We start from the raw sequence: 23,840 nt of genomic DNA, 5'->3' as shown, positions 1-23,840 counted from the left end.
ATCGCGATTTCTGTCTCCAATTCTGCGGCCTGAAGACCCGCCGGGCGGTCCATTCCCGCCCGGCGCGCCCCCTTGCCCTCACCACATCGGCTATTCGGAAGCCGAAGCTTCCGCCTCATCGGCTTCGTCGGCGTCGGTGTCGGTGGCCTCGGCCGAGTCCGGATCCGACGACGTCGGCTCGCCCGGTTCGGCGTCGACCACGCCGACCATGGCGTGCCGCAGCACCTGCTCACCGAGCTTGTAGCCCTGTCGCATCACGGCGCCCAGGACCGGGTTGGACCCGTCGCCCTCATGCTGCACCGCCTCATGCAGGGCCGGGTCGAACTCGTCGCCCTCGACGCCGAACGGCGCCAGCCCGAGGCCGGTCAGGGTGTCGGTCAGCTTGTCGGCCAACGCCTTGAGCGGCCCCGACTCCAAGTCGCCGTGACTGCGCGCGCGATCCAAGTCGTCCAGGATCGGCAGCAGCTGGGTGACCACGCCGGCCTTGGCGCGGTCGGCTGCGGCCTGCTCCTGACGCAACGAACGCTTGCGGTAGTTGTCGTATTCGGCCTTGACCCGCTGCAAGGTGGCCTTCAAGTCGGCCACCTCGGCATCGTCGGCGGGCGCCGCCGGCTCGGCCCCACTGGGGGCCGGGCCGGCGGCAGCGTCACGAACTTCGCCGGTCTCGGGATCGATGCGCCGTTTGTCGGTGACGGTCACCGGCTCGTGCGAATCGTTCTCGGTCACTAGTTCTTCTCCTGGTCATCCTCGACAACCTCGGCGTCCACCACGTTGTCGTCGTTGGCGGTCGCACTACCGGCACCGTCGGCGCCCTGCTCGGCCTGGGTGGCTTCGTAGATCGCCTGACCCAGGGCCTGGCTTTCCACGCCGAGCTTCTCCATCGCAGCCTTGATGGCCGCGATGTCGGTGCCCTCCAGCGCCGTCTTGGCTTCGGCGATCGCGCCGTCGACCTTGGTCAGGGTGTCCTCGGGCACCTTCGAACCGCCTTCGGCGCCACGCTGTTCGGCGACGAACTTCTCGGTCTGGTACACCAGCGACTCGGCCTGGTTGCGCACGTCGGCCTCTTCGCGGCGCTTGCGGTCCTCCTCGGCGTGCGCCTCGGCATCCTTGACCATCCGATCAATGTCTTCCTTGGAAAGGCCGGAGCCTTCCTGGATCTTGATCGTGTTCTCCTTGCCGGTGCCCTTGTCCTTGGCGGTCACGTGCACGATGCCGTTGGCGTCGATGTCGAAGGTGACCTCGATCTGCGGCACACCGCGCGGGGCCGGCGGGATACCGGTCAACTCGAAGCTGCCGAGCAGCTTGTTGTGCGCGGCCATCTCCCGCTCGCCCTGGTAGACCTGGATCTGCACCGACGGCTGGTTGTCGTCGGCCGTGGTGAAGGTCTCGCTGCGCTTGGTCGGGATGGTGGTGTTGCGCTCGATCAGCTTGGTCATCACGCCGCCCTTGGTCTCAATACCCAGGGACAGCGGCGTAACGTCAAGCAGCAGAACGTCTTTCACCTCACCGGCCAGCACGCCGGCCTGCAGGGCAGCACCCACGGCGACAACCTCGTCGGGGTTGACGCCCTTGTTGGGCTCCTTGCCACCGGTCATCTCCTTGACCAGTTCGGTGACCGCGGGCATCCGGGTGGACCCACCGACCAGCACGACGTGATCGATGTCGCCGACCGCGATGCCGGCATCCTTGACCACCTGCTGGAACGGCTTGCGGGTGCGGTCCAGCAGATCCTGGGTGATCTTCTGGAACTCCGAGCGGGTCAGCTGCTCGTCGAGGAACAGCGGGTTCTTGTCGGCGTCGACGGTGATGTAGGGCAGGTTGATCGAGGTGCTCTGGCTCGAGCTCAGCTCGATCTTGGCCTTCTCGGCGGCTTCCCGCAGCCGCTGCATGGCCATCTTGTCCTTGGTCAGGTCGATGCCGCTGGTGGCCTTGAACTTGTCGACCAGCCATTCCACAATCCGGTCATCCCAGTCGTCGCCGCCGAGGTGGTTGTCACCGGAGGTGGCCCGCACCTCGACCACGCCGTCGCCGATCTCGAGCAGCGAGACGTCGAACGTGCCGCCACCGAGGTCGAAGACCAGGATGGTCTGTTCCTTGCTGCCCTTGTCCAGGCCGTAGGCCAACGCGGCTGCGGTCGGCTCGTTGACGATGCGGTCCACCTGCAGGCCGGCGATCTGACCGGCTTCCTTGGTGGCCTGACGCTGCGCGTCGTTGAAGTACGCCGGCACGGTGATGACCGCGTTGGTGATGTCCTCGCCCAGGTAGGCCTCGGCGTCACGCTTGAGCTTCATCAAGGTGCGCGCGCTGATCTCCTGCGGCGTGTACTTCTTGTCATCGATCTCGACGTTCCAGTCGGTGCCCATGTGCCGCTTGACCGAACGGATGGTCCGGTCCACGTTGGTCACCGCTTGGTTCTTGGCGGGCTGACCGACCAGCACCTCGCCGTTGCGCGCGAACGCGACGACCGACGGGGTGGTCCGGGAACCCTCGGAGTTGGCGACGACGACGGGGTCGCCACCCTCGAGCACTGCGACGACGGAGTTGGTGGTCCCGAGGTCGATTCCGACCGCACGAGCCATAGTTACTGCCTCCTGTGTAGCTTCAATAGGATCTGAGTGAACCTCGCTCAAGACTGCCCCCGCTGGGCAGCGGCTGTCAAGCCAGAGTTGAGTCTAGTTCACTCAAGTTGTCGATAGTGCCAACGGCGCTTTTGCGCGATTTGTTCCCCGGCCACTCCCGATCGCCGGAACCTCGCCACCCTCGCTCTTCCGCCTCCTACCCGCTCTGCGGGCCCGCAGAGCGGGTAGGAGGCGGAAGAGCGAACAGAGAACCGGAGCGCGGCCACGCATACCCGCAGGCCCAGTAGGGTATGCCGATGCAGTAGCCGATTGCCGAGGCAGTAGCCAATTCAGGGAGAGGAAGCCGTGCGAAAGTCCTTGCAGCGCGCCGCGATCGTCACCGCCGCCGCCTTTGCGCCGATGATGTTCACCGCCGCGGTGACACCCGCAGTCAGCAACGCCAGCTGCGATCCTGGCCAGTGGTGGGATCCGGTCTCCAACAGCTGCCAGGCCCCGCTGGTGCCCAACTGCGAGAACGGCTGGTGGGACCCGGTCGCCAACACCTGCCGCGCGCCCGTCTCAACCACCCCGCTGGGCTGCGACAACGGCTGGTGGTGGGATCCGGTGGCCAATGTGTGCCGCGAGCCGCTGTTGTAGAAGCTCACAGCTTCATAACCATCACCAGTCCCAAGTTTCACTCCCGCAACAACCTGGGTACGGTCGGATCATGGCCACCAAGCTGGGGCTGGCGGGTGCCGCGCTCCTGACCGTCGGCGCCCTGGTCAGCTGCTCGAACACCGTCGAGGGCACCGCAACCTGCCCGGGCTGCGGCAGCTACGACGAGCCCACCGTCGCCACCCCGCGGCCGGCACCGCCGAGCACCGCGACCGCAGCACCCCCCAGCCCGAGCCCGGCCCCTGGGCCGTCGCCCACCGCAGCGCCGCCGTCCGGGGCCGAGACGCTGCAGCCCGATGCCTCGGGCTATGTGTTCATCCAGACCAAGTCCGGCAAGACCCGCTGCCAGCTCAACACCGAATCGGTGGCGTGCGAGTCGCAGTTCGAAAGCCCACCGGACGTCGACGGCACCGCGGCCAACGGCGTCTACGTCACCGCCGCCGGCGACATGCAGTGGACGCTCGGCAACCTGGGCGCCATCCCCGCCGTCACGCTGGATTACCGCACCTACGCGGCGCAGGGCTGGACCATCGCCGCCGATGCCAGCGGCACCCGCTTCACCAACAACGGCACCGGTCACGGCATGTTCGTGGCCGTCCAGGGCGCTCAGTCGTTCTGACCCCAACTACTGTGGCGGGCATGGATTTCCGGGTCTTCATCGAACCTCAACAGGGCGCCAGTTACTCCGATCAACTGCAGTTGGCGCAAGCCGCCGAAGCACTGGGCTACTCCGGGTTCTTCCGCTCGGACCACTACCTGGCGATGAGCGGCGACGGCGCCCCCGGGCCCACCGACTCCTGGGTCACGCTCGCCGGGCTGGCCCGCGAGACCCGCACCATCCGGCTGGGCACCATGGTCACCTCGGCGACCTTCCGGCTGCCCGGCCCGCTGGCCATCTCGGTGGCCCAGGTCGACGAAATGAGCGGCGGCCGCGTCGAATTGGGGATCGGGGCGGGCTGGTACGAGCCCGAGCACGCGGCCTACGCGATCCCGTTCCCGCCGCTGGGCGAGCGGTTCGACCGGCTGTCCGAACAACTCGACATCCTCACCGGGCTGTGGCGCACCCCGACCGGTGAACGCTTCGATTACACCGGAACGCATTACACCGTCGCCGACTCGCCGGGGCTGCCCAAACCAGTGCAGGATCCGCACCCGCCGATCATCGTCGGCGGTCTGGGGCCCACCCGCACCCCGGCCCTGGCGGCCGCGTTCGCCGCCGAGTTCAACGTGCCGTTCGCCACCGCCGACGTCGTCGAAGCCCAGTTCGGCCGGGTCGCCGACGCGGTACGCAACAGCGGCCGGGACGCCGCGTCGATGACGTACTCGGCCTGTTTCGTGCTGTGCGCCGGCCGCACCGACGCCGAGGTGGCCCGGCGCGCCGAGGCCATCGGCCGCGAGCAGGACGAGCTGCGCACCAACACGCCGCTGATCGGCACACCGAACGAGATCGTGGAACGGCTGCAGCCGTTCCTGGCCGCCGGCGTGCAGCGGATCTATCTGCAGGTGCTCGACCTCGCCGATCTGGACCACATCGAGCTGGTCGCCGACCAGCTGGTCAGCCAGCTGTGACCGCGGCCGCGCGCCGGCCACGGCGGGCCCGGTAGCGGCGCACGACGGTCTTCTCGATCTCCACCACCGCGAACACCCCCGCGCCCACGCCGGCCACCTTGAGCCAGTCCAGCCAGCCCAGCGGCGCCGAGCCGAACACCGCGTTCATGGCTGGGGCATAGGTGAACAGCGCGGTCAGCAGCGCGCTGGCCAGCACGGTCAGCAGCGCGATCCGGTTGCCGAACAACCCGGCCCGGTTGAGCACCGGGTCGAGCAGATAACGGTTGTTGAGCAGGTAGAACATCTCGGCGGCGACGATCGCGTTGACCGCCATGGTGCGTGCGGTCTCCAGGCTGGTGCCCAGTTCCAGCTCCCACAGGAACATGGTCAATGCGCCGGCGCCCATCAGCACCGACACCAGCACCACGCGCCACACGAAGTACTTCGACAGCAGGCTCTCCCCCGGGGGCCGCGGTCGCCGACCCATCACGTTGTGTTCGGCCGGTTCGAACGCCAGCGCCAATCCCAGCGTCGCCGAGGTGACCAGGTTGATCCACAGCACCTGCGCCGGGGTCAGCGGCAGCGTGAGTTGGAACAGGATGGCCGCGATCACCACCAGCGCTTCACCACCGTTGGTCGGCAGCATGAACATGATGAACTTGCGGATGTTGTCGTAGACCGTGCGACCTTCGGACACCGCGGCGGCGATGGTGGCGAAGTTGTCGTCGGCCAGCACGATGTCCGACGCTTCCTTGGCCGCTTCGGTGCCCCGGTTACCCATCGAGATGCCGATGTCGGCGCGCTTGAGCGCCGGCGCGTCGTTGACGCCGTCGCCGGTCATCGCGACCACTTCGCCGTCGGCTTGCAGCGCCCGCACCAATCGCAGTTTGTGCTCCGGACTGGCGCGCGCAAAGACGTCGCATTCACTTGCCACGGTGCGTAATTCGGTGTCGTCCAGTTCGGCAATCTCAGGTCCGGTGAGCGCCGGCCGGTCCAGCCCGATGCCCAACTGGGCACCGATCTCGCGTGCGGTGCCGGCGTGGTCGCCAGTGATCATCTTGACCCGGATGCCGGCGCGGTGGCATTCCCGCACCGCGGTGATGGCTTCCGGGCGCAGTGGGTCGATGATGCCGACCAAACCGAGCAGGGTGAACCCGCCGTCGAGATCGGCCAGGGTCAGCACCCCGGGCGTCGCGGGCGCGCCGCGCCGCTGCGCCAACGCCAGCACCCGCAGACCCTGGGCGGCGGTCTCGGCAGCCATCTGTTGCCAGCGCTCGGCATCGATCGGATGTTCGCCGTGCGCATCCAATTGTCTTGTGCACAGCCCGATCACCCGCTCGGGGGCGCCCTTGATCAGCACCAGCGGCTCGTCCTCACCGTCGGCGTGCAGCGTGCCCATCATCCGGATCTCGGACTCGAAGGGCACCGAATCGATTCGCGGAAAACGGGATTCGGTGCCGGCGTAGGTCATCCCGACCTTCTCGCCGAGTACCAGCAGGGCAGCTTCGGTCGGGTCTCCGGTGATGCTCCAGGTCTCTTCGGTCAAGCCCAGCGTGGCATCGTTGCACAGCACCCCGGCCCGCACCGCCGCTGCCAGCGCCGGGTAGCGGCCCACCTCGATGATGTGGCCGTCCACCGAGATGTCGCCGACCGGGGCGTAACCCACACCGCCGACATCGAATTGGTGACCGGCGCACATCACCCGTTGCACGGTCATCTCGTTGCTGGTCAACGTGCCGGTCTTGTCCGAGCAGATCACGGTGACCGATCCGAGCGCCTCGACGGCCGGCAGCCGGCGCACGATCGCCCGTCGTCGCGACATCTTCTGCACGCCGATGGCCAGCGTCACGGTCATGATGGCGGGCAGACCCTCCGGGATGGCCGAAGCCGCCAGCGCGACGACCATCATGAACATCTCCGAGGCCGGGTGGCCGCGGGCCAGCACGCCGAGCACGAAGGTGCCGGCGGCCAGCAGCAAGATCACCGCCGCGAGGAATTTGCCGAACTTGTCGATCTGGCGCAGCAACGGGGTGCTGGACATCGAGATGCCGGCCAGCATCTGGTTGATCCGGCCGAGTTCGGTGGACGTACCGGTACCCACCACCACACCGGTGCCTTGGCCGTGCACCACCAGCGTGCCGGAGAAACCCATCCCGACCCGGTCGCCGATCGGTGCTTCGACGGGCACCGCGGCCGGGTCCTTGTCCACCGGGACCGATTCGCCGGTCAGGGTGGATTCGTCGATCCGCAGGTTGTCGGTGTCGAGCAGGCGCACGTCGGCGGGCACCCGGTCACCGGAGGCCAGCCGCACCAGATCGCCGGGAACCAGGTCGGTGGCGTCGACGTCCTGTATCCGGCCGTTGCGCACCACCATGGCGTGCGGCGAGAGCATCTTGCGGATCGCGTCCATCGCGGATTCGGCCTTGCCCTCCTGCAGGAAGGCGATGATCGCGTTGACGACGACGGCGCCGAGCAGTACCGACGTGTCCACCCACTTGCCCAGTACCGCGGTGATCACCGCGGCGCCCATCATCACGTAGAGCAGCACGTTGTGGAATTGCCGGATGAACCGCAGCAGCGGGTTCTCCCGTTTGGCCGCCGCGAGTTGGTTGGCTCCGTAGCGCTCGCGGCGCCCCGCCACCTGCTCGTCGGTCAGGCCGTTGCGGTCGACGCCGAGCCGGTCGGACACCTCCCCGGCCGACAACGCATGCCAGACCTCTTCGGCGGACTGGTCGAGGGCGGCTCGGCTTCTGCTGGCGTTGGCGGACCGCGTTGGCATCCGGACCTTCCTTCGTTTCCTGGCTGCTGACCGTGGGCCGGGCGTGAGGGGGTGGATCCCACCCTATGAGCTCACCGGACCAACCGGCCAGCGTGGTTACTATCGGAACCCATGGCCCGAAACGGAGAACCGGACGACATCTACGGCGAGCCCACCCAGCAGGCCAATTACGGCGGCGGCACCGGCGGGCAGGCCTACAGCGAACTTCCGCCCGAGCAGTCCCCAGCAACCCAATACGGCTACCAACAGGAGTACCCGAGCGGCTACCCGGAAGCGCCGGCGGCGGAGCCCGAGCCAGAGCTGCCCTGGCACCGCAAACCCGCTGCGCTGATGCTGATCGGCGCGATCGCCGCGGTGGTGCTGGCGGTGGCCCTCTACGCGATCATGCAGCTGCTGAGCACCGAATCCGAGGAGTCCCCGGTGACCCCGGCGACCACGACCACCGCGCCGACCACGGCAGCACCCGCCCCCGGCCAGACCGAACCGACCACGCAAACCCAGGTCCCGGCCGAGACCACGTTGGAGACCGAGACCGTCACCGAAACCCCGACCGAGGCGACGACCACCGAGGAACCGACCACCACGACCGAGGAACCCACCACGGTCGAGGAGCCGACCACCACCGAGGAGGAGCCGACGACCCAGGCGCCGACGGCAACCGAAACGGTGACCGAGACGGTGACCCCGACGCGGACGTTCCCGACGCTGCCGACGCTGTTCCCACGCCCCGGCGACGGCGAATGAGGCCGGCCGACGACCCCGCAGCGGCGTCGTCGGTCAGTAGCCGCGGGCCGCGAACTGCGCGACCATCGCCTCGGCGCTGCGCACCGCAGCGCGACAGGCCCGGGTGGTGAACGGATCGTTGAGCGGATGCTCGGCGCGCCGCCGCCAGCGTTGCGCGGCCGCGAACGCCGCGCGCGGCCCGTCGTAGGGCTCTTGCGCGGTCAATCCGAGGCGGCTCGCGGCGTCGGTGCCCGCGCCGCCGATGATGCGGCGCAGCGAGGCGATCTCGTCGTCATTGAGGGTGGTTTCCCGTGACCGCAGCAGGCTCAGTAACCGCAGTTCCTCGAAGGCGTGCGTGTCGGCCAGCAGCGGGTCGATGTCGGCGATGATGTAGGGCGTCGCGCGGATCGGGTGCACCTCGACGAACCGGCGCAGCGCCAACAACGCGGTGTGCGCCTTGAGCAGCTCGGAGCGCTGCGCGAACTGCTGATCGATCACGTCGCGCAATGCCACCAGGCCGCTGCGCTCCAGCAGTTCGTCGGCCAGCGCCACCGAATCCTTCACCCCGGAAGCCAGTACTGCCAACGAGATTCGGATGCCGAACATGCCGAACCGGTCCAGCAGCGCAGCGCGGGTGGCGGCATCGACCGGCAGGCTGCTGTCCTCCCGGACGAACCGGTCGGCGCTCAGCATGGCCTTATTGAGTTCGGCCGGGTCGACGCCGGACAGCTTTTCCAGGGCCACGAATTCGCTCTGCCGCAGGGTGCGCGCGGTCAGCGCGAGCAACCCGGACACCGGCACCACGGCCTGACAGATCCCGGTCTTGTCCATCTCGGCGGTGAATCGCGCCGCGACGTCGCGCGCCGAGAGCATAGCGTCCAACCGGCCGGCGCCGATCTCGTCGGCGCGGGAGGCCACGCCGATCACACCGAGTGCGCCCGACGAACCGCCGACCAACTCGCCGATCTGTTTGAGCAGGGCGATGTCGGCCGCGTTCAGGGTGCGCAGCAGGAACACCACCGCGTCCACCCGCGGCACCCCGTCGCCGGGCACCAGCAGCCGCAGCGTGCGTTCGGATACGTCGCGCGACAGCGACGACGTGCCCGGGGTGTCGATGATCGTGGTGTCGATGAGTTCGGCGGCCGGCCATTCCACGTCCAGGTCGATGACGTCGGCCGGGTCCACCGAGGCGAAGTCGAAGGTCAGACCGCCTTCGTCGGCGTCCCGTGCGATCGGGACGTGGGACCGACGTCCGCCGACGTGGTTGGCGGTCACCTTGGGGGTGGGACCATGCCGGAACCAGGTCACGATCCGGGTCGCCTCGGTCGCATCGGTGGGTGCGATGTTCTCCCCCACCAGCGCGTTGACCAGGGTCGATTTACCCGCCTTGAGGGTGCCGGCCAGCGCGATCCGGATCGGTTGCTGCAACTGCCAGCCGATCCGGTTCAGCTCGTGAAACACCTCCTGGCGGCCGCGATAGCCGGGCTCGCCCTGGTAGGCGCGGATGGTCCCGCCGAGGATGGCGCGTACCTGATCGGTAGTGCTCATTGCCCGGATGAGTCTACGGGCAGCTCCGATCGGCGCTTTGGACGATAGGATCGGCGCCCGTGGCCGCAGACAACGATCCGGATCAGGATCCGCCTGAGCAGCCCTGGCACAACAGCCAGGAAGCGATCTGGGTGGCTGGTGGGCTGGCTGCAATTCTGGTGCTGGGTTTGATCTTCGCGGTGGTGCGCTACGCCGACGACTGGAGTCAGCCGGTGAACACGGTGTACACCACCGTGCCCACCCGCAGCGCACCGGCGCCGACGACCACGACGACCACAACCACCACTACGACGACGACCACGACCACGACCACGACCGAGACCACCTCGGAGACCACGGACACCACGGACACCACCGAGACCACGGCCGACACCACGACGTCGGAGACCACCACCGAAACCACGGCCGAAGACGCCGAAGAGTTCGACGACACCACCACCACCACCACGACCACCCGTCGGCGGGCGGTCTACAACGAAACCCGGACGCTCTACCCGGCGCCGTGACCCCGCAACTTGGCGACGTTGTCGACGACCTGCCCCAAGATGTTGAGCTGACGTTCGAGTTCACGCACCCGGGTGTTGCGTTCGGTCTCTTCCAGCCGGGCCGCGGCGATGGTGGCCTGCAGTGACTCGTTGAGCGAACGCGTGGTCTGGTTGGCGATTTCGCGGTAGTGGTCGCGCAGTTGGCGCTGGATGCCCTTGAGGCGGTCCCGGGACTCCTTGCCCACCACGAACGACACGTCGTCGACGAAGCGGCGCAGATTGGTCTTGGCCTCGTTGCGCACCCGCAGCAGCCGGTTGTCCAGATCCTCCCGGTAGGACTTGCGGCCCAACAGCAAGCCGGCGCCCAACGAGATCGGGTTGAACATGCCCAGGCCGGCCACCGAGGTGAGCATGCCGAACATCAACACCCCGCCGTAGGAGCCGCGCATGCTGGTAATCGCCTTGTGCCCGAACCCGATTGGTTTGGCCTCCAGCCGGGACAACGACTTCAGCCCGGAGAAGCCCTCGCCCATTTCGCGCGCGCTGACCTCGGGCATCTTGACTGCATCCAGCCCGGCTTCGACGAAGGTGCGGGCTACCTCGTTGGCCAACGCCTCGGCACGCTGATAGGCCCACACGAAGTTGTCGCCGACCGCGGTCGCGACCGCGTTCTCCACCTCGGTGCCGATCTCGGCCCAATGCTGGGTGGGATCACAGCCGTCGATCACCGACTCGGTGTGCGCCGTGATGGCCCGGAACCGGGCCCGCAGGTCGTGGTCGACATCGGCGGTCAGATCGGCGATGCCGTCGTTGAGCACCTGTTGCCACAACGCGGTGTGCTGCAAGGCTTCTTGGGCTTCTTCCTTGCGCCGCTCCAGGTCCTCGGTGAGCCGCCGGACGTCGTCGGGATCGTTGATGGCGGCCAGCTCCGACTGCACCGACATGGTCAGATGCTCTGCTGCCGAAGCGATTTCACCGATCACCTGGTCACGGATCCGGTCGTTCTCGCGGGACAACACCTTTTCGGACAGGAACTTGACGATGGCCGGAAAGTTGGATTCCTCGTTGAGCTCCTTGTCCCCGGTCTGCACGGCGTGGCTGCGCAGCAGCGACGACGCCGGAATCAGCGGCATCGTCAGGCCGGCCCGCCGCAGGTGCGCGGCGTCGGCGTCGACGATCTGGCGCCAGTACGGGTACAGGTCGGTCTTGGTCACCACGATGGCACTGACCGGGCAGATCTCATGGGCCTGACGGACGAAGCGCAACTCCGGTTCGGTGAACTCCTGGCTGGCGTCGCTGACCATCAGCATGGCGTCGGCGTCGGGCAGCAGACCCAGCGTCGAGGACAGGTGCGGTTGCCCGTGCCCGCCGACGCCCGGGGTGTCGACGAAGGTCAACCCACCGGCCAGCAGCGGGCTGGGGGCGTCGACCTCGACCCGCAGCACCTCGCGGCCGGCGGCCTGGGGCGAGCGGCGCACATCCTGGCGGATGGCCTCGATCGGGATGTCGACCACGTCGGGTTCGGGCTGCCCGGACATCGGTGCGAGCACCAGGCGCGCCGCCGCCGGGTCCCCGTGGCCGACCATCGTGATCACCGCGGTGGTCTCGTCGTCACCGACCCGGGCCACCGGCAGATTGAGCAGTGAGTTGAGCAGTTGACTCTTGCCCTGTTTGAGCTGACCGGCGATCACCACCCGGATCCGCGGGTCACTGATCCGGGCACGGGCGGTCTGCAGCCGCGCCGCCAGGTCGGCGCGCTCGTTGAGCTCGGCGATCCGGGCGGTGTGCTCGATCAGCTCGACGATCACCTTCACCCGACGCGGGTCGCCCGCGGTGCTGCCTTGATCCTTTTGCACTTCCACTCCCCTGGGTCCTGTCAACACGGTAAGCGCAGGAAACGGCGGGGACCGTGGTCCCCGCCGTTTCGCCGCCGGTCAGAACCCGAGCACGCTGTTGCCCGAGCCCAGCGCCGCGGAGTTGCTGTCGTCCAGCGCGCTGTTGGTCAGCGACGTGTCGTGGCTGTTGTCGAACAGCGACGCGGAATGCTGCGACGAATGGTCCTCGACCACGGTCGCGGAGTGATCCGAGTAGTCCGAGACCGTGGTGGTGGCCTGGGTTTCGGTCTGGGTGTAGGTCGAGGTGCTCGACTCGTTGCCGCTGCCGTAGTCCCCGTCGATCTGGGTCTGATCGCCGCCGACGTAGCTGGTGCTTGGCTGGTTGATCACGATGCCGCCATGACCGCCGTTGCCGCCGACGGTGTCGTCGCCGCCCAGCCCGATGTCGATCAGGCCGCCGTCGTTGCCGCCGGCGTGCCCGCCGTGGCCACCGCTGGCATCGACGTCCTGGAAGACCGGGCCGTCGTTGTCCTTGATCACCGAGCCGCTGCCGGTGTTGGTGGTGCCTTCGTCGTGGATCTCACCGTTGCCCACCGCGACATTGGATCCGGTGCCGGCCCACACGTCGCCGTTGTTGACGTCGTTGTTGTTGCCCAGCACGGCGCCGTCACCGCTGACGATGTCGCCGTCGTTGGCGCCGCCGACCACCACGCCGCCGTTGCTGGCGGTGTTGGAGGTCTTGTCACCCAGGGTGATGTCACCGAACCCGAGGTTGAACCCGCCCTGCTGGCTGTTGGCGCCGGAGTGCTGATCCGGGCTCATGATCGGGGTGTTGTTGTGGCTGGCCAGGTCGGTGTTGTTGTGGCTGGCCAGATCGGTGTCCGGCGCGAACGTCGGCGACGGCGCGTAGGTTGGCGAGAGCAGGTTCGGGCTCAGCACGCTGCTCGACGGCGAGTAGTCGTAGTTCGGGCCGTACGACGCCGGCGAGAAGCCGTAGTTGTTGGCCACCGCGCGCTGCAGGCCGACCACCGGGTCGCCGCCACCGAGCACCAGGCCGGGCACCGCGGTCGCGGCCACGGTCGACAGCTGGGCCGCCGAGACGCCCGCCAGTCCGGCGTCACGCATGGTCTGTTCGGGTGCTGCGACGAACGCGCGGGCGGCGTCCTCGTTGCGGAACAGGTCCAGGATCCAATCGATGATGTTCGTCATGGGAGTTCCTTCGTTCGGGACTTCGCCGGTCCGTCCGGCGATCTGAACACCACGTTATGGACCCCGCCGGACCCTCGAAAACGGGGACCGATCCCGTGCTCGCCGACCTTCGGCCGGGGGTTGACAACCCCTAATCGTTAGGGGATTAGGGGTTGGTGCGGGGTTTTGGACGAATCCCCCAGTTGAACCCCCACGGGGTGCAGTATTCGCGCAGTTCAGAGCGCAAAAAGAAGCGCCGGCAGCGCGTGCGCTGCCGGCGGTCCACGGAGCCGAACTGCGGTCCGAGGGTGGTGGCTCAGCCGAAGAAGCCGAGACCGTGGTTCGGGGACTCGGGGATGTCGTCCAGGTCGTCGAAGCCGTCGGGCAGGCCGTGCCCGAACTCGGTCGCCGGCGGTGTCACCGGATCGTCGAACCCGACCGGGGCCGGGTCCTGCACCGCGGCGACCAAGCCGTCGGCGGCCGCGGTGAACTGTCCCGGCTCGACGTCGTGGTACCCGGCCGCGTCGATCACACTGTCCGCGGGATCCTGGATCACCCCGGCAGCAGCCTCGCTGACCTGCGGGATGAATGCGTCGAAGGCTGCGGTGGCCGCGCCACTGGTCCAGACGTTGTCCGGCGCTGCCATCGACAGCGAGTCGGACACCATCGGGATCAGGTTGTCGACGTCGGCGCTACTGACCCCGGCCAGCTGCGCGTCGGCGATGGCCTGATCCGGGTTGGCGGTGTAGCGGGCCGCCACCTCGGGATCGCGGACCACCGCCAGCACGAAGTCCAGCAGTTCGTTCGCCATGAAACGCCTTCCTTCGAATCGTCGACATATCGTTCAGGAACCACTCCAATGGCCTGAGTTCGAGTCAAATGCTAGTGAAGTTCCAGCGCAGCGAGATCGGTGCCAACCCCACCTCTCACCCGAACCCATTAGGGGGTCGCCCACTAGGGGGTTCTCAATATTAGGGGAATCGCCCGTCGACGTCCCCGGCCCGGCAGGTGCCGGTCGTTATCGTGGGTAGATCACGACGCGACTGGTGCACGCACGCGACGGACGACGTGACGGTCAACGACGAAGGCGGAATGCATGAGCGAGGTACTGGGCCTGTCCATCGGTACGACCAACCTGGTCGCCACCCGAGGAGGCCGCCCGCCGGTCCGTCGGCGCTCGGTGGTCACGCTGTTCGAGCACCGGCCCGCCGAAGCAGGTCTGCCGAGCGAGAACCCGAACCTGACCGAGCACGGTTTGGTGATGTGGGGCTTCGTCGAGCGGGTCGGGGACCCGGTCCCGCTGGTGGCCACCGACGGTTCACCGCATCGCGGTGAGGCGCTGACCGCGGCTGCGCTGGACTCGGTGGCGCGTGCCACCGGTGGCGGGCCCGCGCAGACCGTGGTGGCCCACCCCGCGCACTGGGGAGCCGCAGCGGTCGGTGCACTGCGCGGGGCGCTGCGCACCGTGCCCGGCCTCTCCCCCGGCGGCACGCCGCCGCAGTTGATCTCGGATGCCGCAGCCGCGCTGGCGGCGCTGCAACGCGGCCCCGGTCTGCCCGGCACCGGGGTGGTGGTGCTGTGCGACTTCGGCGGCAGCGGCAGCAGCATCGCGTTGGCCGACGCCGGTCAGGGACTGTCACCGATCGGCGAGGTGGTGCGGTTCCCGGACTTCTCCGGCGATCAGATCGACCAGGCGGTACTGAGCCACGTGCTGGACGGATTGTCCGACGCCGGTCGCAGCGACCCGGCCGGCACCGCTGCGGTGGGGTCGCTGCAGCAGCTGCGCAGCCAGTGCCGGGCCGCCAAGGAGCAGCTGTCGTCGCAGACCACCGCGGTGGTCAACGTGGCGTTGCCCGGCTCGACCTCCGACGTCCGGGTCACCCGCGCCGAGCTGGAAAGCCTGATCGACCCGGCGTTGCGAGATTTCCTGACCGCGCTCGGAGATACCTTGGAGCGCAACCGGATTCCAGTGGCACAGCTGACCGCGGTGGCCACCGTCGGCGGCGGTGCGGCCATTCCGGTGGTCACCCAGCGACTGTCGGAGCTGTTGCGGGTGCCGGTGGTGACCCTGCCGGACCCGGGCCTGGCCGCAGCCGCTGGCGCAGCCGTGGTCGCCGAGCAGGGCCCGTCGCCGGACGCCCCTACCGGTATGGCCGAAGTAACCAGCGACGCCGACCTGCCCACCGGGCTGGCGCCGGCCGCATGGGCGGCCGGGGTCGCCGGAGCCGCCGGCGCGGGCGCGGCCACCGAATCGGCCGCCGCGCTGGCCTGGTCGCAGGACGACGACGGCAGCGGCGCGGCCGAGCCAGTGCCGTACGCCGGCGAGGACTACACCTTCGACACCGCCGGAGCCGGCTACGGCACCGGTGCCGCCCGCCCGCCGGTGGACTTCGAGCCGCCAACCGAACACTACGACGCCGAGCCGCCGCCACTGCCCTGGTATCGCCGGCCGGTCGTGCTGTTCGGTGCGGCTGCCGCCGCGCTGCTCGCCGTCAGCGGTGTCGCCTACAGCCTGACCACCAAGAACACCGCCAACTCCGAGCCCTTCACGACCACCGTCACGCTGCCCAACGGCGAGGTCAGCACGACGGTCTTCGACGAGCCGACCAGCGCGACCATGACCTACACCGACACCAACGGCGTGGTCACCTCTTCGGTGCTGCCGCCGCCGACCACCACGACCACCACCACCGAACCCACCACGACCACCACCCAACCGACCACGACGACGGCACCGACCACCACCACGCAGCCGCCGACCACCACGCAGCCGACAACGACGCAGGCGCCGCCCACCACCACGCAAGCGCCACCCACCACCACGCAGGCCCCGCCGCCGACCACCACCCAGGCTCCGCCACCCACCACGATCACCATTCCTGAGGATCCCGCGGACGAGCCGTGACCGAAGTCCCGCCGGGCGCACGGGCGTTCGTCAAATCGCTGACCGAGACGCCCGACGCGCCGGTGCGCGCGCTGATCACCGGCGGACTGGGCACCGGCAAGACCACCACCCTGGCCGCTATCCGAGACACCCTGCGGGCCAAGGGCTTCCAGGTGCTCTCCCGCCCGTCCGGGCCGCCGGCCGATGGGGTCGCGGTGTTGGTCGATGACGCGCACCTGCTCGCAGACGACGAACTCGACACGCTGACCCGGCTGGCCCGGGACCCGGTCGGGCCGTTGGTGGTGGCCACTGAACCGGTGCTGCGTCGACCAGCGCTGCAGGCGCTGGTCGACGTTCTGGAGCGCGACCACGCAGGGGTGGCGCTGGGTCCGTTCTCCCGCGCCGAGGTCAGCCGACAACTGCCCGACGGACACGACGCCCACGCGCTGACGACGGTGCTCACCGCCTCGGCCGGGTTGCCGTTTCTGGTAACCGCGGCGCTGGGACCGCGTGCGGCGGCGGGCGCGCACGACGCCCTGGTGACGCGGCTGCGTCGCTGCGACGATCGGCTGCTGGACACGCTGCTGATCGCCTCGCTGAGCCCCAACCTGGGGCCGGCCGACTTGGCCGCGGCACTGGACATGCCCGATCCGCATGAGCTGATGGACCGCGCACATGCCACCGGTCTGCTCGAACCCGGCCTCGGTGATCAGTTCCGGGTCGCGCTGCACCGCGCGACAGCTCAGCTGCTGGGCGCTGCCCGGCACCACGAGGTCGAAGCCGCGCTGCTGCATTCGCAACTCGAACTCGGCACGCTGCCGACCGATCTGGCGCTCACCCTGGCCGAGCACGGAACCCGGGACCCGGGCCTGGCACAAACCTTGGCGGCGGCCGCGGCACGGCTGGAGACGCCGCCGATACAGAGCGTGCGGCTGTATCGGGCAGCGGTGTCCGCGGGCGCCGAAACCCTGCGGGTCACGCTGGCCGACGCGCTGGCACTGGCCGGTGACTGTGCCGAGGCCGTCGCATTGACCGACGAACTGTTGACTGCGGCCGATCCCGCCACCCGCGCAGCCGCAGTGCGGATCGCAGCATCGGTGGCCATGCACGACGGCAAGTCCGCTCAGGCCGCCGAACTCTTCGGCTGGTTGGGACCCGAGCCCGCGGTCGCGTCGGCGGCCGCGGTGGCCCTGCTGGCGATCGGCGACGCCGACGCCGCCCGCGCGGCGCTGGCCGCGCCGGCCACCAGCGCGCCGACGTCGTCGGTGCGGGCCGCGCGCGGGCTGGCCGACGGACTGATCCTGACGTTGGACGGCAGCTATTCGGTGGCGATGACCCGACTGAGTCAGGCACTCGGCGCGCCGCCGGCCCGCGAGGTACACCCGGACAGCGCGGCGGCCGTGGTCACGCTGGCCGCGCTGCACGCCGGGGACCACGGGCGTGCGCGCAGCGTGCTGGCCCGCGCCGGCCACGAGGCCGATGAGCCGCTGTACGCGCCGCGGCACCGGTTGCTGGCCGGCTGGGTCAGGATGCAGGACGGTCAGCTCGCGGCAGCGACGGCCGAACTGTCCGGGCTGGACAGCACCGCACTGCATCAACGCGACGCGCTCTGGTTCAGCGCCCTGCACACCGCGATCGCGCGGCGTTCCGGCGACAGCGGCGCCATGCAGCAACACTGGCTGGCCGCCATGGATGTCCTCGCCGAATCAACGGTGGACCTGTTCAACCTGCTGCCGCTGGGCGAGCTGTGGGTGGCCGCCGCTCGGATGCGGCAACCGGAACGGCTGGCGCACCCGCTCGAGCAGGTGTTCGCGCTGCTGGCTCGGCTGGGCCGGTCGACGTCGTGGTCGCTGCCGCTGCACTGGGCCGGGCTGCACGCCGCGATCCTGACCAACTCCCCGGAGGCGATGGCTCCGCACGGCCAGGTGCTGACCGCCGCCGACAGTCCGTTCGCGCGGGCGCTCGCGGCGGGCGGGCGGGCCTGGCTGCGCGTCCTGGCCCAGCAGGTCGACACCGGATCGGCGGCCGACGAGGTTGCCGCCGCCGCCCGCGGGCTGGCGCAGTTCGGTCTGACCTGGGACGCCACCCGACTGGCCGGCCAAGCCGCGCTGCAAACCTCGGACGCCAAGGTCTCGGCGACCATGCTGCAGGTGGCCCGCGATCTCAAACTGGCCGCCGGTCTGGATGCCGCCGACGACGGGGGTGTCGGTGGCAGCGCCGAACCGGCCGCACCCACCCGGCCGCAGACCGCCGGCGGCGGGCTCTCCGAGCGGGAACGCGAGGTGGCCGAACTGCTGCTGCTGGGCATGCCCTACCGCGACATCGGTGCGCAGCTGTTCATCTCAGCAAAGACCGTGGAGCATCACGTCGCGCGCATCCGTCGTCGGCTCGGAGCCGAATCCCGCTCGGAATTGTTGTCGATGCTGCGCGCCTTACTGGCCCTGCAGCCGTGATTCGGACCAGTTTCCACACAACCCGTTTCACGCCGCCCAGGTCGGCCGCACTGGCTCTGTTCCAGGTGAGACCTATACCACAGTAGCTGCGAAGTTAGGTAAGCCTCGGTAGCGGCCGGGATTACCAAAGTGTCACTATGAGCAGGATCGAGCTTAAGTTACCGATGGGTAATAAAGCCTAAGTTACCTGCGGGTAACTTAATATGTGGGAGGACGCACCCCGGTGGACACGCACACACTGATCAGAATCCTCGTCGGACTTGGCATGACGGCCGCGGTCGTCGCGCTGTCCGGCAAACGCATCTGGTGGTTGTTCTCGCTGATCCGTACCGGAGCGCCGGCCAGTGGTCGCACCGACGACGTCGACCAGCGGGTCTGGGCGCAGGTCTCCGAGGTGGCCGGTCAGCGCAAGCTGCTCAAGTGGTCGATCCCCGGTCTCGCGCACTTCTTCACCATGTGGGCGTTCTTCGTCCTGCTCACGGTCTACATCGAGGCCTACGGCCTGCTGTTCGACCACGACTTCCACATCCCGATCATCGGCAAGTGGGGTGTGTTGGGCTTCCTGCAGGACTTCTTCATCGTCGCGGTGACCACCGGCATCGTGGTGTTCGCGATCATCCGGATCATCCGCAACCCCCGCGAGCACGGCCGGTCGTCGCGGTTCTACGGCTCGCACAACGGTGGCGCCTGGCTGATCCTGTTCATGATCGGCCTGGTGGTGCTGACCTACCTGCCGCTGCGTGGCGCGGCGGCAGCGCTGGGCAACCTGCCCTACGGCAACGCCGCCTTCCTGTCGCACCTGTTCGGCAACTGGATGTCCGGTTTCAGCGATCACACCAACGAGTGGATCGAGACCGTCTTCCTGCTCGCGCACATCGCGATCATGCTGGCGTTCCTGCTGATCGTGCTGCACTCCAAGCACCTGCACATCTTCCTGGCCCCGATCAACGTCACCTTCAAGCGGCTGCCCAACGGCCTGGGCCCACTGCTGCCGCTGGAGTACAACGGTGAGCCGATCGACTTCGAGGATCCGGCCGAAGACGCGGTGCTGGGTCGCGGCAAGATCGAGGACTTCACCTGGAAGGGCATGCTCGACTTCGCCACCTGTACCGAGTGCGGTCGCTGCCAGTCGCAGTGCCCGGCCTGGAACACCGGCAAGCCGCTGAGCCCGAAGCTGCTGATCATGGACCTGCGCGACCACTGGATGGCCAAGTCGCCGTATCTGCTCGGCGAGAAGCCGCAGCCGCTGGAGGGTCTCGACATGGAGACCGTCAAGCAGGAGGGGCATCACGTTCCGGAGTCCGGCTTTGGCCGGGTGCCCGGTTCGGGCCCGGAGCAGGCAGTGCGTCCGCTGGTCGGCACCGCTGAACAGGGCGGCGTGATCGATCCCGACGTGCTGTGGTCCTGCACCACCTGCGGCGCCTGCGTGGAGCAGTGCCCGGTGGACATCGAGCACATCGACCACATCGTCGACATGCGCCGCTACCAGGTGCTGATGGAATCGGAGTTCCCGTCCGAGCTGGGCGTGCTGTTCCGCAACCTGGAGAACAAGGGCAACCCCTGGGGCCAGAACGCCAAGGACCGGCTCACCTGGATCGACGAGGTCGAGTTCGACGTCCCGGTGTACGGCAAGGACGTCGATTCGTTCGACGGCTACGAATACCTGTTCTGGGTCGGCTGCGCCGGTGCCTACGAGGACCGGGCCAAGAAGACCACCAAGGCCGTCGCCGAGTTGCTGTCGGTGGCCGGGGTGAAGTACCTGGTGCTCGGCGACGGCGAGACCTGCACCGGCGACTCGGCTCGCCGCGCCGGCAACGAGTTCCTGTTCCAGCAGCTGGCTGCGCAGAACATCGAGACCATCAACGACCTGTTCGAAGGTGTCGAGACCGTCGACCGCAAGATCGTGGTCACCTGCCCGCACTGCTTCAACACCATCGGTCGCGAGTACAGCCAGATCGGTGCCAACTACACCGTGCTGCACCACACCCAGCTGCTGAACCGCCTGGTGCGGGACAAGAAGCTGGTGCCGGTGCACTCGCTCGAACAGAACATCACCTACCACGACCCGTGCTACCTAGGCCGGCACAACAAGGTCTACGACGCACCGCGTGAACTGATCGGCGACTCCGGCGCGACGCTGACCGAGATGCCGCGGCACGCCGAACGTGGCCTGTGCTGCGGTGCCGGCGGCGCCCGGATGTGGATGGAAGAGCACATCGGCAAGCGCGTCAACACCGAGCGCACCGAAGAGGCCATCGACACCGGCGCCAGCAAGATCGCCACCGGCTGCCCGTTCTGCCGCGTGATGATCACCGACGGCGTCGACGAGGTGTCCGCGGCCCGCGAGACCGAGGACAAGGTCGAGGTGCTCGACGTGGCCCAGCTGCTGCTCGGCTCGTTGGAGCTGTCCGGCGTCAAGCTGCCGGAGAAGGGCACCGCGGCTGCCGAGTCGGAGAAGCGCGCGGCCGCGCGGGCCGAGGCCGAAGCCGCCACCGTGGTGGCCGAGCCCGAAGCCGAGGCTCCGGCTGCCGAAGCCGCACCCGCTGCCCCGGCGGCGGCCGCTCCGGCGGCCGCGGCCCCGGTCAAGGGCCTGGGCATGGCCGGCGGGGCCAAGCGTCCCGGCGCCAAGAAGGCCGCCGCGCCTGCTGCCGAGGCCGCTCCGGCTGCTGAGGCCGCCGCCCCGGCGGCACCGGTCAAGGGCCTGGGTATTGCAGGCGGGGCCAAGCGTCCCGGCGCGAAGAAGGCTGCCGCTGCACCTGCTGCCGCCGCACCGGCCGCCGAGGCCGCACCTGCTGCCGAGCCCGCCGCGCCCGCTCCAGCGAAGGGTCTGGGCATGGCTGCCGGCGCCCGCCGGCCCGGGGCCAAGAAGGCCGCTGCGCCGGCTGCCGCCCCGGCTGGCGAGGCCCCGGCTGCTGCCGCGGAGCCGGCCAAGGCTGCGCCCGCTGCCGAACCGGCCAAGCCCGAGGCACCGGTGAAGGGTCTGGGCATCGCCGCCGGGGCCCGTCGTCCTGGCGCCAAGAAGGCCGCCCCGGCTGCTGCCGCTCCCGCAGCTGCCGAGGCCACCGAGGCCGCGCCCGCGCAAGCCGAAGCCGAAGCCCAGGCCGAGCCGGCGCAGGCCAAGCCTGAACCGGTCGAACAGCCGCCGGTGAAGGGACTCGGCATCGCCCGCGGCGCACGCCCGCCCGGCAAGCGGTAAGTATCCACAAGGTGGCCCGGTAGCACTCAGCTACCGGGCCATCTTTGGTTCAGACCGGCGAAATCACCGGGCCGGCAAAGAAATTCGGTCAGGCGATCTTCTGCAGCCGGAACGGTGTCCGGCTGATGATGCCGCCCGGGCAGCCGTAGTTCGAATCGGCCGAGATCACCCCGTCCAACGTCGCCGAGTCGATCGAGATGGCAATGGTCGCAGGCTCATAGCGGCCGTCGGCGCAGATCACGCCGTCGGGCTTGGTCACGGTGAAGTTCCAGAGCCCAGCATTGAGGGTGGCGACACTGGTCCAGCCCTGATTGCTGGCCACCGTGGCCGTGCAACCTTCCTGTGCGCAGTTCGAGCTGATGGTCCAGGTGTTCTCGGCGTCGCCGCCGGCGTAGACGCCGTTGAGCAACGGCGGATCGGCGAAAGCCATCGCGGCTAATGCCGTCGCCGCGATCCCGGTCACCGCCAGCGATGCCGCCAACTTGCCTACAACTGTCACTTTCATCCCGCCTCCACCCGGTTCTGATGCCGCAAGTTAACAGCTGCAACACTGCGGAACCGGCAGGTCAGTGCCGCAATCCGACAATCGTGTCCAGCCCGAATGCCAATTGAAGGCGAATCGCAACCTGTGCCCGGACTCACGCCCAAATCCGGTCTTCGTCGAAAAAACCCGTGGACGACCGTGGGAGAATCGCAAACATGAGTACGCAGCAGCTGCCCTGGCAGACCACGGGTCACCAATCTCGGCAGCGCATCTTCACGCAGTCGACCAAGCTGCAGGACGTCCTTTACGAGATCCGCGGACCGATCCACGACCATGCGTCGCGGCTCGAGGCAGAAGGCCACCGGATCCTCAAGCTCAACATCGGCAACCCGGCACCATTCGGTTTCGAGGCGCCCGACGTCATCATGCGTGACATGATCGCCGCCCTGCCGTACGCGCAGGGTTACTCCGACTCCAAGGGCATCATCAGCGCCCGCCGCGCGGTGTTCACCCGTTACGAACTCGTCGAGGACTTCCCCCGCTTCGACATCGAAGACGTGTTCCTCGGCAACGGTGTCTCCGAGCTGATCACCATGACGCTGCAGGCGCTGTTGGACAACGGTGACCAGGTGCTGATCCCGGCGCCGGACTATCCGTTGTGGACGGCTTCGACCGCACTGGCCGGTGGCACCCCGGTGCACTATCTGTGCGATGAAACCCAGGGCTGGCAGCCTGACATCGCCGACCTGGAGTCCAAGATCACCGAACGCACCAAAGCGCTGGTGGTGATCAACCCGAACAACCCGACCGGCGCGGTGTACAGCCGAGAAGTGTTGCAGCAGATCGTCGAACTGGCCCGCAAGCATCAATTGCTGCTGTTGGCCGACGAGATCTACGACAAGATCCTCTACGACGACGCCGAACACATCAGCATCGCCACCCTGGCGCCGGACGTCTTGACCATCACCTTCAACGGGTTGTCGAAGGCCTACCGAGTGGCCGGCTATCGGTCCGGCTGGCTGGTCATCACCGGACCCAAGGAGAACGCGTCCAGCTTCATCGAAGGCATCAGCCTGCTGGCCAACATGCGGCTGTGCCCGAATGTTCCTGCCCAGCACGCGATTCAGGTGGCGCTCGGCGGCATTCAGAGCATCGAAGACCTGGTGCTGCCCGGCGGTCGACTGCTCGAGCAGCGCGACGTGGCGTGGGAGAAGCTCAACGAGATCCCGGGGGTTTCCTGCGTCAAGCCGCGCGGCGCGCTGTATGCGTTCCCGCGTCTGGATCCCGAAGTCTACGACATCGTCAACGATGAGCAGTTGGTCCTCGACCTGCTGTTGCAGGAGAAGATCCTGGTCACCCAGGGCACTGGATTCAACTGGCCCGCACCGGATCACCTACGCATCGTGACCCTGCCGTGGGCGCGTGACCTGTCACAGGCCATCGAGCGGCTGGGCAACTTCCTGGTCAGCTACCGGCAGTAGCCG

The 23,840-nt window shown here is 68.4% G+C and carries 17 protein-coding genes; 9 read left to right on the top strand and 8 right to left on the bottom strand.

The window, feature by feature from the left end; translation table 11 throughout:
• Positions 1 to 90 precede the first annotated feature (90 nt).
• Positions 91 to 726, bottom strand: a complete 636-nt coding sequence (gene grpE, locus AC5Y3P_RS13990) for a nucleotide exchange factor GrpE (RefSeq protein ID WP_500046505.1) — start codon at positions 724 to 726, stop codon at positions 91 to 93.
• A complete protein-coding gene (gene dnaK / locus AC5Y3P_RS13985; RefSeq protein WP_500046504.1) occupies positions 726 to 2,579 on the bottom strand; it encodes a molecular chaperone DnaK in 1,854 nt (617 codons plus the stop codon). The genes grpE and dnaK overlap by 1 nt, the downstream gene beginning before the upstream one ends.
• A gap of 345 nt (positions 2,580 to 2,924) precedes the next feature.
• On the opposite strand from dnaK, the gene AC5Y3P_RS13980 reads away from it, so the two are divergent.
• The 3 genes from AC5Y3P_RS13980 (at position 2,925) to AC5Y3P_RS13970 (ending at position 4,802) form a co-directional block, all read left to right on the top strand.
• A complete protein-coding gene (locus tag AC5Y3P_RS13980) occupies positions 2,925 to 3,215 on the top strand; it encodes a hypothetical protein (protein WP_500046503.1) in 291 nt (96 codons plus the stop codon).
• A 70-nt stretch (positions 3,216 to 3,285) separates the two neighbouring features.
• A complete protein-coding gene (locus tag AC5Y3P_RS13975; protein WP_500046502.1) occupies positions 3,286 to 3,852 on the top strand; it encodes a hypothetical protein in 567 nt (188 codons plus the stop codon).
• A gap of 20 nt (positions 3,853 to 3,872) precedes the next feature.
• The gene (locus AC5Y3P_RS13970; RefSeq protein ID WP_500046501.1) at positions 3,873 to 4,802 is read left to right on the top strand and encodes an LLM class F420-dependent oxidoreductase; all 930 of its coding nucleotides are present in this window, start codon (positions 3,873 to 3,875) and stop codon (positions 4,800 to 4,802) included.
• Here the strand turns inward: AC5Y3P_RS13970 and AC5Y3P_RS13965 are convergent.
• Positions 4,789 to 7,560 carry a cation-transporting P-type ATPase gene (locus AC5Y3P_RS13965; RefSeq protein ID WP_500046500.1) on the bottom strand — a complete coding sequence of 924 codons (2,772 nt, stop codon included), beginning with the start codon at positions 7,558 to 7,560 and terminating at the stop codon, positions 4,789 to 4,791. The genes AC5Y3P_RS13970 and AC5Y3P_RS13965 overlap by 14 nt on opposite strands.
• A gap of 111 nt (positions 7,561 to 7,671) precedes the next feature.
• Here AC5Y3P_RS13965 and AC5Y3P_RS13960 point away from each other — a divergent pair, with 111 nt between their 5' ends.
• On the top strand, positions 7,672 to 8,304 hold the full coding sequence (locus tag AC5Y3P_RS13960; RefSeq protein ID WP_500046499.1) for a hypothetical protein: 633 nt from the start codon (positions 7,672 to 7,674) through the stop codon (positions 8,302 to 8,304).
• A gap of 33 nt (positions 8,305 to 8,337) precedes the next feature.
• Here AC5Y3P_RS13960 and AC5Y3P_RS13955 read toward each other — a convergent pair whose 3' ends face one another.
• Entirely contained in the window at positions 8,338 to 9,831 is a 1,494-nt protein-coding gene (locus AC5Y3P_RS13955) for a dynamin family protein (RefSeq protein ID WP_500046498.1), read from the bottom strand.
• Between the two features lie 59 nt (positions 9,832 to 9,890).
• On the opposite strand from AC5Y3P_RS13955, the gene AC5Y3P_RS13950 reads away from it, so the two are divergent.
• Positions 9,891 to 10,337 (top strand): hypothetical protein, encoded by a 447-nt coding sequence (locus AC5Y3P_RS13950; protein WP_500046497.1) that lies wholly within the window; start codon positions 9,891 to 9,893, stop codon positions 10,335 to 10,337.
• Here the strand turns inward: AC5Y3P_RS13950 and AC5Y3P_RS13945 are convergent.
• The 3 genes from AC5Y3P_RS13945 to AC5Y3P_RS13935 form a co-directional block, all read right to left on the bottom strand.
• Positions 10,322 to 12,172, bottom strand: coding sequence for a dynamin family protein (locus AC5Y3P_RS13945; protein ID WP_500046496.1), 1,851 nt, complete (start codon positions 12,170 to 12,172; stop codon positions 10,322 to 10,324). The genes AC5Y3P_RS13950 and AC5Y3P_RS13945 overlap by 16 nt on opposite strands.
• Before the next feature lie 78 nt (positions 12,173 to 12,250).
• A complete protein-coding gene (locus AC5Y3P_RS13940) occupies positions 12,251 to 13,360 on the bottom strand; it encodes an IniB N-terminal domain-containing protein (RefSeq protein ID WP_500046495.1) in 1,110 nt (369 codons plus the stop codon).
• 295 nt (positions 13,361 to 13,655) lie between these two features.
• On the bottom strand, positions 13,656 to 14,150 hold the full coding sequence (locus tag AC5Y3P_RS13935) for an Rv0340 family IniB-related protein (RefSeq protein ID WP_500046494.1): 495 nt from the start codon (positions 14,148 to 14,150) through the stop codon (positions 13,656 to 13,658).
• Between the two features lie 285 nt (positions 14,151 to 14,435).
• On the opposite strand from AC5Y3P_RS13935, the gene AC5Y3P_RS13930 reads away from it, so the two are divergent.
• The 3 genes from AC5Y3P_RS13930 (at position 14,436) to AC5Y3P_RS13920 (ending at position 21,872) form a co-directional block, all read left to right on the top strand.
• Positions 14,436 to 16,244: an Hsp70 family protein gene (locus tag AC5Y3P_RS13930; protein WP_500046493.1), complete on the top strand. Its 1,809-nt coding sequence runs from the start codon at positions 14,436 to 14,438 to the stop codon at positions 16,242 to 16,244.
• Positions 16,241 to 18,676: an isoniazid response ATPase/transcriptional regulator IniR gene (gene iniR, locus AC5Y3P_RS13925; protein WP_500046492.1), complete on the top strand. Its 2,436-nt coding sequence runs from the start codon at positions 16,241 to 16,243 to the stop codon at positions 18,674 to 18,676. The genes AC5Y3P_RS13930 and iniR overlap by 4 nt, the downstream gene beginning before the upstream one ends.
• Before the next feature lie 265 nt (positions 18,677 to 18,941).
• Positions 18,942 to 21,872: a (Fe-S)-binding protein gene (locus AC5Y3P_RS13920; RefSeq protein ID WP_500046491.1), complete on the top strand. Its 2,931-nt coding sequence runs from the start codon at positions 18,942 to 18,944 to the stop codon at positions 21,870 to 21,872.
• A gap of 88 nt (positions 21,873 to 21,960) precedes the next feature.
• Here AC5Y3P_RS13920 and AC5Y3P_RS13915 read toward each other — a convergent pair whose 3' ends face one another.
• Positions 21,961 to 22,377 (bottom strand): hypothetical protein, encoded by a 417-nt coding sequence (locus tag AC5Y3P_RS13915; protein ID WP_500046490.1) that lies wholly within the window; start codon positions 22,375 to 22,377, stop codon positions 21,961 to 21,963.
• Between the two features lie 194 nt (positions 22,378 to 22,571).
• Between AC5Y3P_RS13915 and AC5Y3P_RS13910 the strand changes: the two genes are divergently transcribed.
• Positions 22,572 to 23,837 (top strand): pyridoxal phosphate-dependent aminotransferase, encoded by a 1,266-nt coding sequence (locus AC5Y3P_RS13910; RefSeq protein WP_500046489.1) that lies wholly within the window; start codon positions 22,572 to 22,574, stop codon positions 23,835 to 23,837.
• Positions 23,838 to 23,840 lie beyond the last annotated feature (3 nt).

The organism is Mycobacterium sp. NGS45 (assembly GCF_059812645.1).
This window is presented reverse-complemented; position numbering and strand designations above follow the sequence as displayed.

Coding starts and splice junctions, on each gene's coding strand:
- dnaK (WP_500046504.1), bottom strand. CDS start 2,579: ATGGCTCGTGCGGTCGGAATCGACCTCGGGACCACCAACTCCGTCGTC.
- AC5Y3P_RS13975 (WP_500046502.1), top strand. CDS start 3,286: ATGGCCACCAAGCTGGGGCTGGCGGGTGCCGCGCTCCTGACCGTCGGC.
- AC5Y3P_RS13970 (WP_500046501.1), top strand. CDS start 3,873: ATGGATTTCCGGGTCTTCATCGAACCTCAACAGGGCGCCAGTTACTCC.
- AC5Y3P_RS13965 (WP_500046500.1), bottom strand. CDS start 7,560: ATGCCAACGCGGTCCGCCAACGCCAGCAGAAGCCGAGCCGCCCTCGAC.
- AC5Y3P_RS13960 (WP_500046499.1), top strand. CDS start 7,672: ATGGCCCGAAACGGAGAACCGGACGACATCTACGGCGAGCCCACCCAG.
- AC5Y3P_RS13955 (WP_500046498.1), bottom strand. CDS start 9,831: ATGAGCACTACCGATCAGGTACGCGCCATCCTCGGCGGGACCATCCGC.
- AC5Y3P_RS13940 (WP_500046495.1), bottom strand. CDS start 13,360: ATGACGAACATCATCGATTGGATCCTGGACCTGTTCCGCAACGAGGAC.
- AC5Y3P_RS13935 (WP_500046494.1), bottom strand. CDS start 14,150: ATGGCGAACGAACTGCTGGACTTCGTGCTGGCGGTGGTCCGCGATCCC.
- AC5Y3P_RS13930 (WP_500046493.1), top strand. CDS start 14,436: ATGAGCGAGGTACTGGGCCTGTCCATCGGTACGACCAACCTGGTCGCC.
- AC5Y3P_RS13920 (WP_500046491.1), top strand. CDS start 18,942: ATGACGGCCGCGGTCGTCGCGCTGTCCGGCAAACGCATCTGGTGGTTG.
- AC5Y3P_RS13915 (WP_500046490.1), bottom strand. CDS start 22,377: ATGAAAGTGACAGTTGTAGGCAAGTTGGCGGCATCGCTGGCGGTGACC.
- AC5Y3P_RS13910 (WP_500046489.1), top strand. CDS start 22,572: ATGAGTACGCAGCAGCTGCCCTGGCAGACCACGGGTCACCAATCTCGG.